This window comes from Halorubrum aethiopicum (assembly GCF_001542905.1).
Classification (GTDB): domain Archaea; phylum Halobacteriota; class Halobacteria; order Halobacteriales; family Haloferacaceae; genus Halorubrum; species Halorubrum aethiopicum.
Genome location: NZ_LOAJ01000001.1, coordinates 1363121 through 1379335 on the forward strand (window position 1 = coordinate 1363121; position 16215 = coordinate 1379335).

Annotated in this window: 15 protein-coding genes and 4 pseudogenes; 14 read left to right on the forward strand and 5 right to left on the reverse strand. The window is 55.2% G+C overall.

Annotated features, from left to right (window positions below; translation table 11 throughout):
* Positions 1-148 precede the first annotated feature (148 nt).
* Entirely contained in the window at positions 149-421 is a 273-nt protein-coding gene (locus tag AXA68_RS06580) for an AbrB/MazE/SpoVT family DNA-binding domain-containing protein (protein ID WP_066414365.1), read from the forward strand.
* Positions 422-853, forward strand: a complete 432-nt coding sequence (locus AXA68_RS06585; protein ID WP_066414367.1) for a type II toxin-antitoxin system VapC family toxin — start codon at positions 422-424, stop codon at positions 851-853. It begins immediately after the preceding gene.
* 36 nt (positions 854-889) lie between these two features.
* Here AXA68_RS06585 and AXA68_RS06590 read toward each other — a convergent pair whose 3' ends face one another.
* On the reverse strand, positions 890-1822 hold the full coding sequence (locus AXA68_RS06590) for an NAD-dependent epimerase/dehydratase family protein (RefSeq protein ID WP_066414373.1): 933 nt from the start codon (positions 1820-1822) through the stop codon (positions 890-892).
* A gap of 96 nt (positions 1823-1918) precedes the next feature.
* Entirely contained in the window at positions 1919-3064 is a 1146-nt protein-coding gene (locus tag AXA68_RS06595) for an NAD(P)/FAD-dependent oxidoreductase (RefSeq protein ID WP_066414375.1), read from the reverse strand.
* A 180-nt stretch (positions 3065-3244) separates the two neighbouring features.
* On the opposite strand from AXA68_RS06595, the gene AXA68_RS06600 reads away from it, so the two are divergent.
* Complete coding sequence (locus AXA68_RS06600; protein WP_066414377.1) at positions 3245-3538, forward strand: nucleotidyltransferase family protein; 294 nt, start codon at positions 3245-3247, stop codon at positions 3536-3538.
* Positions 3535-3873, forward strand: a complete 339-nt coding sequence (locus tag AXA68_RS06605) for a HepT-like ribonuclease domain-containing protein (protein ID WP_066414380.1) — start codon at positions 3535-3537, stop codon at positions 3871-3873. The genes AXA68_RS06600 and AXA68_RS06605 overlap by 4 nt, the downstream gene beginning before the upstream one ends.
* Before the next feature lie 12 nt (positions 3874-3885).
* Here AXA68_RS06605 and aglF read toward each other — a convergent pair whose 3' ends face one another.
* The gene (gene aglF / locus AXA68_RS06610; RefSeq protein ID WP_066414383.1) at positions 3886-4650 is read right to left on the reverse strand and encodes a UTP--glucose-1-phosphate uridylyltransferase AglF; all 765 of its coding nucleotides are present in this window, start codon (positions 4648-4650) and stop codon (positions 3886-3888) included.
* A gap of 193 nt (positions 4651-4843) precedes the next feature.
* On the opposite strand from aglF, the pseudogene AXA68_RS06615 reads away from it, so the two are divergent.
* Positions 4844-7051, forward strand: a pseudogene (locus AXA68_RS06615) (nucleotide sugar dehydrogenase); the annotation flags it as partial.
* 3 nt (positions 7052-7054) lie between these two features.
* Positions 7055-7549 (forward strand): annotated as a pseudogene (locus tag AXA68_RS17245) (UDP binding domain-containing protein); the annotation flags it as partial.
* Positions 7550-7621: 72 nt separating this feature from the next.
* Here AXA68_RS17245 and AXA68_RS17250 read toward each other — a convergent pair.
* Positions 7622-7738 (reverse strand): annotated as a pseudogene (locus AXA68_RS17250) (NAD-dependent epimerase/dehydratase family protein); the annotation flags it as partial.
* 80 nt (positions 7739-7818) lie between these two features.
* On the opposite strand from AXA68_RS17250, the pseudogene AXA68_RS17570 reads away from it, so the two are divergent.
* Both AXA68_RS17570 and AXA68_RS06625 read left to right on the forward strand, forming a co-directional pair.
* Positions 7819-7953: pseudogene (locus AXA68_RS17570) on the forward strand (glycosyltransferase family 1 protein); the annotation flags it as partial.
* 70 nt (positions 7954-8023) lie between these two features.
* The gene (locus AXA68_RS06625) at positions 8024-8848 is read left to right on the forward strand and encodes a glycosyltransferase (RefSeq protein ID WP_066414390.1); all 825 of its coding nucleotides are present in this window, start codon (positions 8024-8026) and stop codon (positions 8846-8848) included.
* On the opposite strand, the gene AXA68_RS06630 is transcribed toward AXA68_RS06625, so the two are convergent.
* Positions 8845-10095, reverse strand: a complete 1251-nt coding sequence (locus AXA68_RS06630; protein WP_198530027.1) for a TolB family protein — start codon at positions 10093-10095, stop codon at positions 8845-8847. The genes AXA68_RS06625 and AXA68_RS06630 overlap by 4 nt on opposite strands.
* A gap of 87 nt (positions 10096-10182) precedes the next feature.
* On the opposite strand from AXA68_RS06630, the gene AXA68_RS15860 reads away from it, so the two are divergent.
* The 6 genes from AXA68_RS15860 (at position 10183) to AXA68_RS06645 (ending at position 16131) form a co-directional block, all read left to right on the forward strand.
* Complete coding sequence (locus tag AXA68_RS15860; protein ID WP_080505164.1) at positions 10183-11361, forward strand: glycosyltransferase; 1179 nt, start codon at positions 10183-10185, stop codon at positions 11359-11361.
* Position 11362: 1 nt separating this feature from the next.
* The gene (locus tag AXA68_RS15865; RefSeq protein ID WP_080505165.1) at positions 11363-12574 is read left to right on the forward strand and encodes an O-antigen ligase family protein; all 1212 of its coding nucleotides are present in this window, start codon (positions 11363-11365) and stop codon (positions 12572-12574) included.
* Positions 12561-13487, forward strand: coding sequence for a glycosyltransferase family 2 protein (locus tag AXA68_RS15870; RefSeq protein WP_080505166.1), 927 nt, complete (start codon positions 12561-12563; stop codon positions 13485-13487). The genes AXA68_RS15865 and AXA68_RS15870 overlap by 14 nt, the downstream gene beginning before the upstream one ends.
* A gap of 169 nt (positions 13488-13656) precedes the next feature.
* Complete coding sequence (locus AXA68_RS06635; RefSeq protein ID WP_066414393.1) at positions 13657-14718, forward strand: GDP-mannose 4,6-dehydratase; 1062 nt, start codon at positions 13657-13659, stop codon at positions 14716-14718.
* Positions 14715-15680, forward strand: a complete 966-nt coding sequence (locus AXA68_RS06640) for a GDP-L-fucose synthase family protein (protein WP_066414395.1) — start codon at positions 14715-14717, stop codon at positions 15678-15680. The genes AXA68_RS06635 and AXA68_RS06640 overlap by 4 nt, the downstream gene beginning before the upstream one ends.
* Complete coding sequence (locus AXA68_RS06645) at positions 15673-16131, forward strand: NUDIX domain-containing protein (protein WP_066414397.1); 459 nt, start codon at positions 15673-15675, stop codon at positions 16129-16131. The genes AXA68_RS06640 and AXA68_RS06645 overlap by 8 nt, the downstream gene beginning before the upstream one ends.
* Positions 16132-16215 lie beyond the last annotated feature (84 nt).

The window sequence follows — 16215 nt, forward strand, 5'->3', positions numbered from 1 at the left end:
TCGAGTATGCTCTGTTCGTCCCATCCGATTTCACTGCGGATCCCGGCTCGCTGGTGTCATGGGCAGCGGTCCGGATCGGTCTCGGCATCCTTTCTCACGAAGAACATGTGGCGTAACATGTAATGTGGCAAAGCGTGTACCGGTGCGTATGGCAGCCGAAGATTTCCCCGAAGAGACCACGGTCAGTGACCGTGGCATGGTTACGATCCCGGCGGCACTCCGACGCCGGCTCGATATCGAGCCCGGCGACAAGCTCCGTTGGAACGTCACGGAGGGCGGGGATCTCGCCGTCGAGGTCGTCAGACAGCGCTACGGCGCGTTCGAAGACGACGACCTCCAGGCTCCGATGGGCGGTGACGGCGTCGAAACACACGACCTCGCCGGATACGAAGACGACCCCGCATTCACGGAGAACGCCTGAATGGCGGTCGCAGTCGTCGATTCGAACGTCCTCATCGACTACAAGGATACGAGTTCTGATAGCCGTCACGACCAAGCAGCAGCCATCGTCCACGCGATCGATCGGGGTGACCTTCCCACGGCCCGGGTCACGAACTACGTGCTGTTGGAGTCTCTGAACTGGATCCACGAGCGACGGCGGCACGACATCGCAGTCGATCTCCGTGATCGGCTCTCCGACTCGGCAGGATTCGAACTGATCCACTCCGCTCAGAAGGACTTCCATCGCGCGGTGGAGCTCTTCGAGACCTACGAGGGACTCGCGTTCGGAGACGCGACCATCGTCGCCTACATGGAGCGAGAGAACATCGAGTACCTGTACTCGTTCGACGATGACTTCGACACCATCGACGCCATCAGCAGGTTGGAGACCGCCGCCGACCCGTTCAGCTGAACCGCGAGAGGACTCGGGTCTCGATCTCGAGCCGATTCACGCCGTCTCCGTCGTGTCCTCGAGATAGGGTCGACAGACGCGTTCGACGCCTTCTTCGAAGCTGATCCGGGGCTCCCAACCGGTGGCCTCGTGGAAGGTGGAGTAGTCGGCCATGGTGTCGTGGACGTAGCCGTCGAAGGGGCACTCGACGTAGACGGGGTCGACGTCGGTGCCGAGCGCGTCGTTGATCATTGCGACCATCTCGTTGAAGGAGTAGGCCTCCTGGGTGCCGACGTTGTAGACGCCGGTGAGTTCGTGATCCGCGGCGAGCTCGCAGGCGCGCGCGACGTCCGCGACGTGGGTAAAATCGCGCGTCTGGCTGCCGTCGCCGAACAGCTCGGGGGCCTCGCCGCGGGCGATCGCGTCCGCGAACTGCGCGACCGTGTTGGCGTACTCGCCTTTGTGTTCCTCGTTGCCGGCGAAGCCCTGGTACACCGAGAAGAAGCGGAGCCCCGCCACGTTCATCTCGTGGTGGTTGGCGTAGTACTCGGCGTAGCGTTCGCGGGCGAGTTTGGAGGCCTCGTAGGCGGTGTGGGCCTCCACGTCCATGTCGACGGGGGAGGGTTCGGTTCGGCTGCCGTAGATCGAGGAGGTGGAGGCGTAGACGACCGTCTCACAGCCCTGTTTTCGGGCGCGCTCGACCGTGTTGACGAACCCCTCGACGTTGACGCGGCAGCCGCGCTGGGGGTCGCTCTCGTGCATGTTCCGCGAGGAGAGCGCGGCGAGATGGAAGACGACGTCGACGTCGACGGGGTAGTCGTCCTCGAGCACCGAGGCCTCGACGAACTCCACGTCGTCGGCGAGGTTCTCGGGCGTGCCGAGGTAGGTGTCGTCGACGGCGATCACGTCGTTATCCGCGGCGAGGCGGTTCGCGAGGTTCGAGCCGATGAAGCCCGCGCCGCCCGTCACGAGGACGCGTTGACCGTTCATGGAGACGGATCCTCGGAGCGGGCGGTTTAGCGCTTCGGTTCGTCCGCGGTTCGCGAACGCCTCTCGAACCGGTGAGAGTCACCCGTCTACGAGACACTACCGCGAGCCGTCCGCGAACCGCGCAACCGAGACGGCGTCCGGGATCGACTCTCCGTCGAGGATCCGGTCTGCGACGACCTTTCCGCTGTAGGGCCCGAGCGTGAGCCCGGTCGCCCCGTGGCCGGTCGCGAGGTGCGCGCCCTCGACGCCGGGGACGGGGCCGAGGACGGGGACGCCGTCGGCACAGACGGGACGGAGTCCGACGCGGTGCTCGATCACGGTCGCGTCGTCGAGGCCGGGCGCGACCCGGAGCGCCTCCTCGAGCACCTCCTGCAGTCCGCCGGCCGTGACCCGCGGGTCGAAGCCGCTCCCGGTCTCGCGGGTCGCGCCCGCGACGAGGCGGCCGTCCGGCCAGGGGACGATGTAGTGGTGGCGGAACCCCTTCAGCACCGGCCACGAGCCCGTGTCGGCGTCCGGCAGGTCGAGGTGGACGATCTGGCCGCGCTTGGGTTCGACGGGGATCTCGGTTTCTAGATCATCGCCGAACGCGGACGACCACGCGCCGCCGGCGATCACGACCCGGTTCGCGTCGATCCGCGAGCCGTCGGCGGTCTCGACGCCAGTCACCTGGGCGTCTCGACTGCCGGGGTGCTCTCGAGTTCGGATCCGGGTCACGTCGCGCTCGGTCGTCTCGAGGCCGTGGGTCCGTCCCGCCTCCCGCAGCGCCCGCGCGAAGGTCTGCCCGTTCACACGCGCGGCGTCGGGGACGTGGAAGACCCGCTGTGGCTCCGCGAGCGCGGGGACGCGGTCGGTCGCCGTAGATGGATCGATCTCCTTGATGTCGGGGAGTTCGTCGCGACGGGCCTCGATCCGGGCGGTCGCCTCCTCGTAGGGGGCGAGCTCGTCGTCGTCGACCGCGGCGGCGATCAGGCCCACCCGCCCGTAGCTCGTGTCGCTCACGCCGTCGGATTCGAGTCGGTCGACGAGGTCGGGGTAGTAGTCGCCGGCGTCGGTCCCGAACGCGAACCAGTCGTCGTCCGCGGTGCGGCTGCTCGTGCCCGGCGAGACGATGCCCGCGCCGGCGGTCGTCGCTCGCCCTGCGTCGCGCCGGTCCACGACCAGCGTTTCGACCCCCGCACGCGCCAGATGATAGCCGACCGAGGAGCCGACGATTCCGCCGCCGACCACGACCGTGTCGTACATGCTGCGGGGAATCGACCGCGGCTCACAAGGCAGTTCGGGTCGCGGAAGCCGACTACCCGGGTCTTTCCGATATCGCTCCCGTTGGCCCTCGACGACGTTCATTCGGCGACGAGTGTGAAGAGCGAGGATCCCCCTCGAACGTCCGTAATATAATTAGCCAGCGCAACCGTAGCGTGAGCCATGCCCTCGACCGAGGATATCCCCACGCGGCTCGCGCAACTCAAGCCGCAGCTCGAGCGAGAGTATCCGATCAGCGAGCTGGGGATCTTCGGATCGTATGCGCGCGGTGAACAACGGTCCGATAGCGACCTCGACGTGCTCGTCGCGTTCGATCAGCCGGTGACGCTGTTCGATCTCGTTCGGTTGGAGAACGAACTGACGGACGAACTCGGCGTCGAGGTCGACCTCGTGACGAAAGACTCGTTGAAGCCGCGGATCGAAGCTCGCGTCACTGACGACTTGGTCTACGTATGAGGGAGGTGGTGGACTACCTCGATGACATCCTCGACGCCGTCGAAAAGATCCGCCGATTCACGAACGGGATGGACTACGAGGCGTTCGTCGAAGACGAAAAGACGGTCGACGCCGTCCTTCGAAACTTCGAGGTGATCGGCGAAGCAGCGAAGAACGTTCCGGACGATATCCGTCACGAGTACAGTACCGTACCCTGGTCCGAGATGGCCGGTATGCGTGACAAGCTGATCCACGGGTACGCAACCGTCGAACTGCGGATCGTCTGGACGACGATCGAAGAGGAACTCCCGGCTCTGGAAACACAGGTCGAGTCGGTTCGAGCCGAGTTCGAGTGACGGAATCGTTCGCTACGCGTCGGACTCGACCGTCTCCTCCGCGGACTCGTCGGGGTCGGCCTCGGCCTCGTCGCTGAGGCGGCGCTCAGCCTCCTCGCGGTCCTCGGGGTAGCCCACGTCGATGCGCCAGCCGTCGAGGCCGATGGCGTCGATGGTACGGCCGGATTGGATGAGCAGATCGACCGCGTCGCTGATCTCGTACTCGCCGCGGTTCGAGGGCTGGACGAGGTGACACGCGTGGAAGATCGCGGGCGAGAAGGTGTAGAAGCCGGTCATCACGAGGTTGCTCGGCGGGTCCTCGGGTTTCTCCACGACGTCCGTGATCTCCCCGTACTGGTTGGTGTCACACACGCCGTATCTGGAGGCCTCCTCCCACGGGACCTCCTCGACGAGGAAGGCGGCGTCCGCGCGGTCCTCGCGCTGGCGGCGGACCACGTCCTTGAGGTTCGCTTGGAATATGTTGTCGCCGAGGATGAGCATGAAGTCGTCGTCGATGTGCTCCTCGGTGGTGAGAAGCGCGTGGGCGAGCCCCTTCTGCTCGCGCTGGTGGGTGTAGGTGATCGGGACGCCCTCGTAGGCGTCGCCGTAGTGGTCGATGATGACCTCCTTCATGTAGCCGACGACGACGATGAGTTCGTCCGCGCCGAGATCGATGAGCTGATCGAAACAGTGGGTGATGAGGGGTTTCCCGTTCACTTCGACCATTCCCTTGGGCTTGTCATCGGTCAGTGGCCGGAGGCGCGTGCCCTTGCCGGCCGCGAGTACGACGGCTTTCATTGGACGGCCCTTTCTGTCATAGGTGTATAAGGATTCTGTCTTCGGGGATCGGACGGCAGCACGGGCACGAACGGTTCTCGATCACGCGGACGGTCCGGCGTGAGTGGCACGCTCGCATTCCGACCCGGACGAGCGAACCGCGACCCCGCGGTTTTTGTCCTCGCTTCCCGTCGTCTCGTCCATGAACGTCAACGTCGTCGGCAGCGGCTACGTGGGAACGACGCTCGCCGCCTGTCTGGCGGAGATGGGCCACGAGGTCACGGCCATCGACATCGACGAGTCCGTCGTCGAGACGATAAACGAGGGTCACGCACCGCTTCACGAGCCCGGCCTCGACGACCTGCTCGCAGCGCACGTCGGCAGCCGGCTGCGAGCGACGACCTCGTACGCCGACCTCGCGGACGCGGACCTCACCTTCCTGGCGATCGGCACTCCGTCGAACCCCGACGGGAGCATCGATCTGGGCCCGCTGTCGGCGGCGGCGGAGATGGTCGGCGAGGCGCTCTCCGATCTCGACGGCGACCGTGAGCACCTCGTCGTCGTGAAGTCGACGATCACGCCGCCGGGTCTCGGACAAGTTCGAGAGGCGCTCGCGACCGGGCTCGGTGACGGGGCCGGCGAGGTGGAGCTCGCGACGAACCCGGAGTTCCTCCGTGAGGGGACCGCCGTTTCGGACTTCCGGAACCCGGACAAGATCGTCTTCGGGACGGAGTCGGCGTCGCCGCTCGCGACGTTGGAGGAGCTGTACGCACCGCTGATCGAGTCGACGGACAGCCCGGTCGTCCGGACGGACCCGGAGACGGCGATGCTGATCAAGTACGCCAACAACGCCTTCCTCGCGACGAAGATCTCGCTCGCGAACGACCTCGGGAACGTCAGCAAGGAGTTCGGGCTCGACGCCTACGAGGTGATGGAGGCGGTCGGGCTCGACGACCGGATCGGCGAGCGGTTCCTGCGGTCGGGGGTCGGCTGGGGTGGGAGTTGTCTCACCGGTGATCAACGAGTATTGGCGAAAGACGACGACGGAACTCGATTCCTGACGTTCGAGGAGTTCTTTGGGCGATACGTGAACGAGGAGACCGAAAGTGTGGATGATGTCTCCGTGCTCAGTTACGACGAGAGCGGAAACGGCACGTTCAAATCAGTTCTTGAGGCAACTCGCCGTGAATATGATGGCGAATTGTGTCGAATCAGAACCAAGATGAACAAGGAAGTGACGGTTACGGACGACCATCCGATGCTCGTCGTTGATGGCGATGATGTCCTCGTTCGAACGGCTGAATCACTGACGGAAACGGACCGAATTCCGGTGTACACGGACATCACTGTCGATCCGATTGGTCACTTCGATCTGATCGATCTCGTCGTTGGCGATCCGGATTTCCCGGCCGAGAAGGTGTATCTAAAACCGACGTTCGACCTCGCTGATAGAAAATCCCATCTACGGAACGTCCTCGAGGAGTACAATCGACGACAGAGCTACGATCGCGTCCGCGAGTTCTGCCGCAAGAATTACCTTCCGCTCGACGTGTTCCTTGAGTTCGAAAACCAACTCGACTTTGATCGGGGGGACGTCTCGCTATACACCACCGTTGGCGGCGGACAGACCTACGTCCCGGCGATCATCCCCGCTAATGAGGCGTTCTGGCGGTTCGTGGGCTACTATCTCAGCGAAGGACACATCAACGACGATGATTCCGGACACGGATCAACGACGCGTCGACGCGTCATACTGAGTTTCCATCCTACGGACGAACCCGAATACGTTTCGGACGTTGAGTCGTATTACGAATCGTTAGGAATTCGATACACTACGAGCCGGCGAGACACGACGAGACAGATCGAGATATCGAGCCGAATATTCGCTCGGTTCATCGAAGATCTCGGTTGCGGGACGGGTTCTTATTCAGCCGCGCTTCCGGACGTAGTCTATCAGGAACCAGTACCACACCGAAAGGCCGTTCTGTCCGGTCTGTTCCGCGGTGACGGCCACATCGCATATCCGAATCATTCGAACGCCGTCGTCTACGATTACGGATCCGTCAGTGAGGAGTTGATCGCCGGCATGCAGCTGCTGTTACACAGTATCGGGATCGTCCCGAGTTATAAGATGTCGCAGTCAGCCAAATCGACGACGCCAGCACACTTCCTTCGAGTGAGTTCCAAAGAACAGATCGACGAACTCAAAGATCTGTTTCTCGACGCTGACGTGGCGAAGATCGATCGACGGCTCGACAACTATGCGAAATCGATCGCACCTACCGGCCACACCGACGGGGGTACACACACGACGGTTCGTGTCCGAGACATCGAGACGATCGACTCGGAGGAGCCGATTCCCGTGTATTCACTAGAAGTCGCGGACACTCACACGTTCGTCACAACTGACGGGCTCGCAGTCCACAACTGCTTCCCCAAAGACGTCGACGCGCTTCGCGCCGCGGCCCGAGAACAGGGCTACGAGCCACCCTTGCTCGAGGCTGCCGTCGAGGTGAACGACAAGCAGCCCGAGCGCCTGCTCGCGCTGCTCGACGAGCACGTCGACGTCGCGGGCGAGCGCGTGGCCGTCCTCGGGTTGGCGTTCAAGCCCGGCACCGACGACGTGCGCAACTCGCGGGCGATCCCCCTGATCGAGGGGCTGCTGGAGCGCGGGGCCGCGGTCGTCGGCTACGACCCCGTCGCGACCGAGACCATGCGGGAGGTCTTTCCGGATGTCGAGTACGCGGACTCGGCCGCGGACGCGCTCTCGGGCGCGTCGGGCGCGGTCGTCGCGACCGACTGGGACGAGTTCGCGGCCCTGGACGAGGAGTTCGACGCGATGGCCGAGCCCGTGGTCGTCGACGGCCGGCGGATCATCGAGCGGCGCGAGGGGATCACCTACGAAGGGCTGACGTGGTAGGTCGGTCCTCGGTGGGTGCGTTGTGAACCGGGATACGGTGATCGTGGCTTTTCGGATCGGATCGGGCTCCCAGTCGGTGGCCTCGCCGCGGGCGATGGCGTCGGCGAACCGCGCGACCGTGTCCGCGTACTCGCCCTTGTGACCCTCGTTGCCGCCGAACCTCTGGTACACCGAGAAGAAGCGGAGGCCAGTCTCCTTCTGTCCCGAAGCCGGAACGCACGCAGTGCGGATCGGTACGTTTGTTTGCGGGCGTTCGGTAGGGAGGCGTAATGCGAATCCTCCGGGTCGCGCCGTGGATATATCCCGACACGAAGGGCGGCGGGGACTACCACGTCCACGCGATGTCGAGAGACCAGGCCGCGATGGGTCACGACGTGACCGTGCTTACGACGCGGGCGGACGAAGTGACGCTTTCCAGTTTCGACGAAGGAAGACTAGTCGAGCCGAACGAACCCTCGTGTCGTACTTCTAACCATGTCTGATCGACAGTTCTCGGTGCTGATCGCCACGTACGAGGGCGACGATCCAGACGACCTGTCGCGAGCCCTCCAGAGCGTGATCGACCAGACGGTACGACCCGACGAGATCGTCGTGGTCGCTGACGGACCACTGACTGCCGAACTCGAAGCGGCTCTCGACGACTTCGAGTCGGCACATCCGGATCTGCTCACTCGGACGGCTCTTTCAACAAACCAGGGATTGGGGGCTGCGCTGAACCACGGCGTCGAGACGTGTTCTCACGAGTGGATCGCCCGGATGGATTCCGACGACATCGCGGTGGAAGACCGGTTCGAGCAACAGTTCGAGTATTTGGACGAGAATCCGGAGACGGACGTTCTCGGCGGATACATCGGGGAGTTCTCTGACGATCCTGACGATATCGAGACGGTTCGTGAAGTCCCAACGACTCCGGATCGGATTCGGTCCATGGCTCGGTTTCGTTGTCCACTGAACCATCCGACCGTGATGTTTCGTCGATCAGCCGTGCTTGAGGTAGGAAACTACCGCCCGCTTCGATCGATGCAGGATTACGACTTGTGGATGCGGATGCTCGCTAAGGATTACCGTCTGTTGAATACCCCCACAATACTCGTGAAGTGTGATGCGGGTAAGGAGCTCTTTGCCCGTCGTGGAGGCTTGTCGTACGCGAGGATCGAAATGAAGCTACAGTACGAGTTCTTCCGATTGGGTATGAACTCTGTTCCTGTCTTTCTTTTAAACATTTGTGTGCGAATTCCACTCAGGCTCATACCGAACAGGCTTCGTGGTTTTGTCTATCGGGTTTTCTTACGTGATTAATTGATAATCTGACTCACATCAAGTACATACGAGTCTCGACGGCCGGTGTGAGTCGAATCGAAGGAGATCTGTGTACCATCGGGGCTCCACCGGGGATGTAAGTCGCATCTCGTTTCACCGGTGTATTTGAGCGGTTCGAAAAAGCGTCCGAGTTCGGTTACGTCGTCGGTCTCGCGGTCGTAGAGTAGGAGATGTCGCTGGCGTTTTCGATCCGGGTAGGTGTCGGTCACGATGTACCGTCCGTCAGGCGAGATCGAGGGGTGTCCATCTCCCCACTCATCAAGTGCGTCGACATATTCGAGCTCTCCAGTATCCACGTTGAGTATGTGATACCCGTCGCCGAAGGCGGCGGTGCGGCCCCATACGAATAACTCCGAGTTCGAGAGCCAGCAGTAGTGTGAGATGACGGTTTCATCCATTACAATCCGACAGTTCCCGTCACGATCGGCGACATATAGCCGAGAAACGCGGCCCTCCTCTCCGTTCCAGCGGTGGAGGAAGACAAATCGATCCCCTGTGGGATCGTAGAGAGCGTGGTTTAGATAGTGGTCGTCCGGGGGCGCGGTCGTGTCTGAGCGGTTGATGAGGGACTGAAGAGGAACGAGAAGTTCATCGGCTCTGGTATCCATTTTCACGCGCCACAGCCCGTCGACATTCGGATCCGGAAGCGAGCTGGGATCACGGCCGTATCCGTAGTCGGGACGGTTCCGGTTCAGCCGGTCGTAGTTCAGCGAGAGAAACTCAGTACCATCGGGATGAACAGCTTGGATTGGACGGTTGTAGGTGGCGATCGAGTCACCATCTGTGGCGACCTCTTGGGCGACGAGCTGGCCAGACTCGGTACGGTTGAACAGTATCGACTCGTCCCTAGGATGCCACTGCGTTCGCGACCCTTGTTGGTGGTTCCACGCCGTGGAGGTTGCGATGATCGTGCGATTGCCGTCGCGGTACAGGCAGATATCAACCCCGTTATCGACGATCTCGTGAAGCAGGAATCCATCCATCGAGGCGGTCCACGGTTGGATGTCGAAGTAGCCGAAGAAACGGTCACGATCGGTCGTTTCGATGTCGTATCGTGCTGGAGCAGAATAAATATCTGTCTCGTCAGTCGTTTCGTACCTAAACCCCCGATCAGAATATATATGGTAATTCATATATTGATACGCTATCTTGATTTGGCGCTTCAATCTAGGATACCGTTGAAGAAGGGAGGCGACTCGCTGTTCGAGTCCACTATACTGACTCATTTGTTACGTGGTGTATCATCTGAAGGTGTTTATGTGTATCTTCTCAAAGTGGAAAGTATAATTAACGTGTGTACATAGTAGGAAGTAATGATCCAGACTATACTTTACGTATCTCTATTATTCACCGACGAAATAAGTGAGATATACGGGATATCTGATTATTCATTAGCAGGAAATAATAAAAAGAAATCAATTATTCGATCCATAGCTCAGAAGGATACAGAAGTTCACGTTGTTTCACCGGTGTTCAAAACTACTGAAAGTAATTTGTATTGTGCCTCACAATCGTATTTCGATGAGGATATTGGCGCACATATACACATTCCTCCAATAGTTGATCTACATCCTGTGTTTAATTATATTTCCACCACAATCATATCAACTATCTATATTATCCATTTACACATGAGGATAAATTTTGATTCGGTAATTTTCTATAACTTTCAATTGATAACTGCCTTACCAAGCTTCATTCTCTCCAAATTCATGAATACCAATCTAGTCGTTCAATTTGAAGATGCAGTTTATTATGACACAGAATCTGGATATTTATTACGGATCTCATCTATGCTACTCCGAAAATTGTTAAATCGATCCCTAGATGGCGCAATCTGTGTTAATACCAATTTGGAAGAACTGATCTATACAGATAACACTGTGGTTGTACGAGGATTTCCCTCAATTAACACTGATATCATGGACAACTATAATGGTTGTACTGATACAATAACGGTAATGTTTGCAGGCCGTTTGGACGAATTACGCGGTATTGATCTATTTCTCAGTTCAATAAAATGTATTGATGAAGATAACATTCAATTTTGGATCTCTGGATATGGACCAAGAACAGATGAGATCAAAGAATATATTGATCGTTTGAATGATGATAGAGTTTCTTTCTTTGGGACACTACCTGAAGATGAGTATAGGAAAAAGCTGGTAACCGCGGATATTTTTGTAAATTTCCAAAAACAAGATGAGAAAATAAGTTACTATACTTTTCCCTCAAAACTCCTAGATTATATGGCCTGCGAGGGGGTCATTCTTTCGACAAATATGTCGGATCTTGAAAAAGAAATGAATGATCTGGTAATCCTTGAAGACGAGGAATACATTGTAGATCGGCTATCTGAAATGGTTCAAAAATACTCTCGATCAGACAATCCCTATGATCAGCAGATTCAGCGGGCTAAGAATTGGGTTATGTTTGACTGTACACTAGAACGACAAGGTAATAAAGTCCAAACAATGTTGGCTGATACATAAAATGAGAGAGTCAGATCAGTGGATTACAGCGCTTTATGCGGTATTTCCCGTTGTAATTGTTTTCTCAATTCAAATCCCTCTTGCTGTTGAAGGATCTACCTCCGCTTCAATCAATGCTGAAGATTTAATAATTCTCGGACTAGGGTTATTATTTTTATATGATATTTTAACAAATAACGAATTCAATATGAAAATATTATTCCCGAATATCTCATTATTAATGGGTATCATAGGATTCTGGATCGTTCTCACACTATTAATAGCAAATTTTCGCTCACCTGAGCCTGTGACAGTAAGTGTTCTATGGACTTTCAAGTGGATCGAAATACTTCTATTCTTTATCTTTGTTCAGAATCAAATCACAGCAAAGAGGGCGAAAATATCATTAAAAACATTTTTTTATTCAGGTGTTCTATTGACAATTTTTGTTTTATATGAATATTTGACTGTTTCTGGTAGAACAGTAGGAACGTTTGGTAATCCGAATGTGCTTGCTTCTGTACTAGTGTTATTTACTCTACTCACGATAATGAAGATGTATGATTCTAATAAATACATATATTCCGCAGCCCATGGGATTATTAGTTGTCTTTCAATTATTGCTATACTATCTACCCAGTCACGTTCAGGTGTCCTTGCGCTAGTAACTGGGTGTATGATACTTTTCCTGTATATTCTTCTTGATCTAAATCTGGAAAATAAAATAAGATACCTAGCTGGCAGTGTTGTAATCTTTGCTATATCATTGTTATTCATAAGTCAGGAAGCAATCAACCGAATAACTGGTTGGATAACTATCTCTGATGGAAGACTACAATTGTCAGATACACAGGCTTCCTACGCTTTTAGAACAAGACTTAGATTATTAGATAAGGCAATAGAACTATTTAAAGAAGCACCTCTCTTTGGATACGGTTGGTTTGCATCGCCCAGCAGAGTTGGATACTTAGACGTTCACTATACAACTCTTCTAGTTGAATTGGGAATAGTCGGTATTGTTCTTTTTGCGATATTTTATATGACGATTCTACGGGGATTCGTAAGCCAAATATCTAAGTCGGGTAAGATCGCTGTGCTTGGCTCCGCATGGTATTGTGGTCTAATCGTACAGGCGATTGGCGGTAATTTTCCCCGAATTCCTAGAATTATGTTTTTAATGCTTTTATTCATCGGTATTGTATGGGCTCTAAGAGAGAGTAATGAGTACGTCTAGTCCGGAGATATCAGTAATTATCCCCACAAAAGATAGGCCTCAGATGCTACTGAGATCGGTTGAAAGTGTATTAAATCAAAGTATTCTTCCAGGAGAAATAATTATTGTGAATGATGGTTCTAAAATATCATACGATACGGTTCTTCCAAAACTGGATGCTGTAGAGCTAAATATTGTTTATGAGAAACTAGACAAATCTGTTGGCCCATCAATAGCAAGGAATCGAGCAGCATCTAAGGCATCAGGGAATATCTTAATGTTTTTAGATGATGACGATATATGGTATGAAAATAAAATTGAGTCACAACTACAAAAATTCAATCAGGATTCTGAAATTGGTTTAATCTACACCGGACGAAAGGCGGTTGATCAAAAAGGAAATAAACTCTTTGAAGTCACACCAAACAAAGAAATAAAGGGAAATATACATAGAAAACTTCTAATTGATAATTATATTGGAGGGACATCTATGGCAGGAATAGCAATTAAAAAAAGTGTTTTTGAAAGAGCAGGAGGATTTGATCCGAAACTTCCCGCTAGAGAAGATTACGATCTATGGATAAGAGCAACGAAGAACACACTCGTCTGTTTTTGCGATGAAGTTCTAGTAGAATATACTGTCCATAGCAAAAAATCCCAACAATTAGCAAACAATCCACAGTTGTATCTAGAAGCTAAAAATCACATGTGGGAGAAGTATTCGGACGAATATCAAAAATTGTCACCAATTGAAAGGAGAAAATCGAAAGCTAACTATTTAACGATAATTGCAGATAAAAACTCAAAAATAGGGTCAAGGACAAAATACAAGTATATACTTCTGAGTTTACTTCAATACCCCTCCATTGCTGCTATCTCTAGACTCATACCATACCATACCTGGATTAAAATAAGATCCTATCTCTCTAACTGAATATCTATAATTTATTCGTGCTTTCTGGATGTTGATACAAATTAACCGATACGAATTCCCAATCTTTCATTATAATTCTGGTCGCTTTCTCACTGAGTTATCTAATTTTTGATATTTTTTCAAGAGTTCAATGAAAAGACTAAACCAATCTTGGCTGCCAATACTTCCTATGGAAATTGATTCACAACTCGTAGATCGCCCCGTTTTCGTTACTGGAGCAGATGGATTTGTTGGCTCACACCTCGTTGATAAATTAGTTCAAGAAGGAGCGAACATCCACGCCTTTGTTCGAGCCACCTCGAGTGGTGAACTCAAAAATATCCGCCATCACGCAGATAAGATTACTCTCCATCGCGGCGATCTCCGGGACAAACACTCCGTAGAAACCGCACTAAAAGCACTTGAGCCCCACAGTGATTCACTAATCTTCCATCTCGGCGCACAGGCACATGTCGGAGAATCATGGGAACGTCCCTATGAAACGGTAGAAACGAACATTACCGGGACGCTAAATCTTCTCCAGTCCGTCGTCGATCTCGATCTCGACATCGCAAAGTTTGACACGGCAGGAACCAGCGAGGAGTACGGTAACATCAAAGAGGAGATGGTCGAGAAACACGAATTCGACGGTGACGACCGAGTTCTCCTCAGTGAACGATCGCCGGTAAACCCGACGAGCGTCTACGCGACATCGAAATTGGCTGCGGATTTTCTCACCATGAACTACCACGACGCGTACGGACTCCCCACAGTCACGACGCGGATGTTCAATAACTACGGGCCGCGTCAGAATCCGCGCTACATCACGGGGACGATCATCACGCAGGCACTCGAACGCGACATCGTCGAGCTCGGGAACCTGACCCCGAAACGAGACCTGTGTTACGTCTCCGATGGTGTCCGTGGTCACCTACATGTCGCACTCGAAGGGAACCCGGGTGAACAGTACGTCTACGGATACGGTGAGAACCTCTCGATGCGGGAGTGGACCGAGATGATCCTCGAGGTCGGTTCTGAACACGATTATTGGGAAAATCCGGAGATCGTTCAGGACGATGATCGCTTCCGCCCCGGTGACAGCGATGTCGAAGAGTTGCTCGTCGGGTACGAGAAGCTCAACGAGGAGACCGGGTGGGAACCACAGGTCTCCTGGCGTGAGGGTATCCGACGAACCATCAAGTGGTATGCGGACAATCCCGACGGCTGGTACGGCCGGGTGGACTGGCGATGAGTAGCAGTCAGGGATACTGGGGCGACAAGACGGTCATGGTGACCGGTGGGGCCGGTTTCCTTGGGAGCCATTTGGTCGAAGATCTCGAATCCCGCTCGGATTCGGTCGACGTCTTCGTTCCACGTAGTGATGACTACGACCTCCGGAAAAAACCCGACATCGAACGAGCCTTCGAGGACTCGCAAGCGGACATCGTTATCCATCTCGCGGCGACGGTCGGCGGGATCGGGGCGAATCGAGAGAACCCCGGTCGGTACTTCTACGACAACGCCGTGATGGGTATCGAACTGATCGAACAGGCGAGACAGTTCGATGTCGAGAAGTTCACGGTTCTCGGGACGATCTGTGCGTATCCCAAGCATACGCCGGTTCCGTTCGAAGAGGAGAACCTCTTCGACGGCTATCCAGAAGAGACGAACGCCCCTTACGGTATCGCGAAGAAGGCGCTGCTCACACAGTCTAAGGCGTATCGGAAACAGTGGGATTTCAACAGCATCTATCTCCTTCCAGTGAATCTCTATGGCCCGCGTGACGACTTCGATCTGGAGACGTCACACGTTATCCCAGCCATCGTTCGGAAGTGTATCGAGGCTAGGGAACGAGGTGACGAGTCCATTACTGCGTGGGGAACGGGCGAACCTACTCGAGAGTTCCTCTATGTGAAGGACGCGGCTGAAGGGATCCTCGATGCGACTGAGCGGTACGACTCTTCCGATCCCGTCAATATCGGGAGCGGCGAGGAGATCTCGATCCGGGAACTGGTGAATGTCATCGTTGAAGAGACTGGATTCGAAGGGACCGTGGAATGGGACACCTCGAAGCCGGACGGGCAGCCACGACGAAAACTGGATACGTCCCGAGCGAAGCAGCGATTCGACTGGGAGGCGTCGACGGACTTCCGGGAAGGACTCCGAGAGACAATCGACTGGTACGAGGACAATCGGAAAGATCTTCATGAGTGAGTGGATCTCAGAGGAAGAGTGGGAAACGATCGTTCGAAACGTGCCGATCGTCTCGGTTGATCTCGTGGTGAAACGTTCGGATGGGATCGTGCTCGGAAAGAGAACAAACGAACCGGCGAAGGGTGAGTGGTTCGTTCCGGGTGGACGGGTCCAGAAAGGCGAAAGCCGAGTTGAGGCTGTCCATCGGATCGCCGAAGAGGAACTCGGCGTCTTAGTTGACGTGATCGAGTCGCTTGGAGCGTTCGAACACCGCTACGAGACTTCCGACGTTGAGGGAGTGGAAACGAAACACTATCTCGCGAACGGATACGTGGTGGAGTTGAATTCGGGCCAGATCCGGCCTGACGATCAGCACGGAGAGGTACGAGTGTTCGGGTCGGCCCCTGATACTCTTCATCCGTACATTCGATCGTATGCTGAGGCATCGGAGACGATTGTCGATTGGTTGTAATTAGTACGGTAGCGACGTTGAGTGAGACCATCTCAATGACTTTCGTATACATAGATACTTCCGCCCAGATGGAAAGAGAGATGA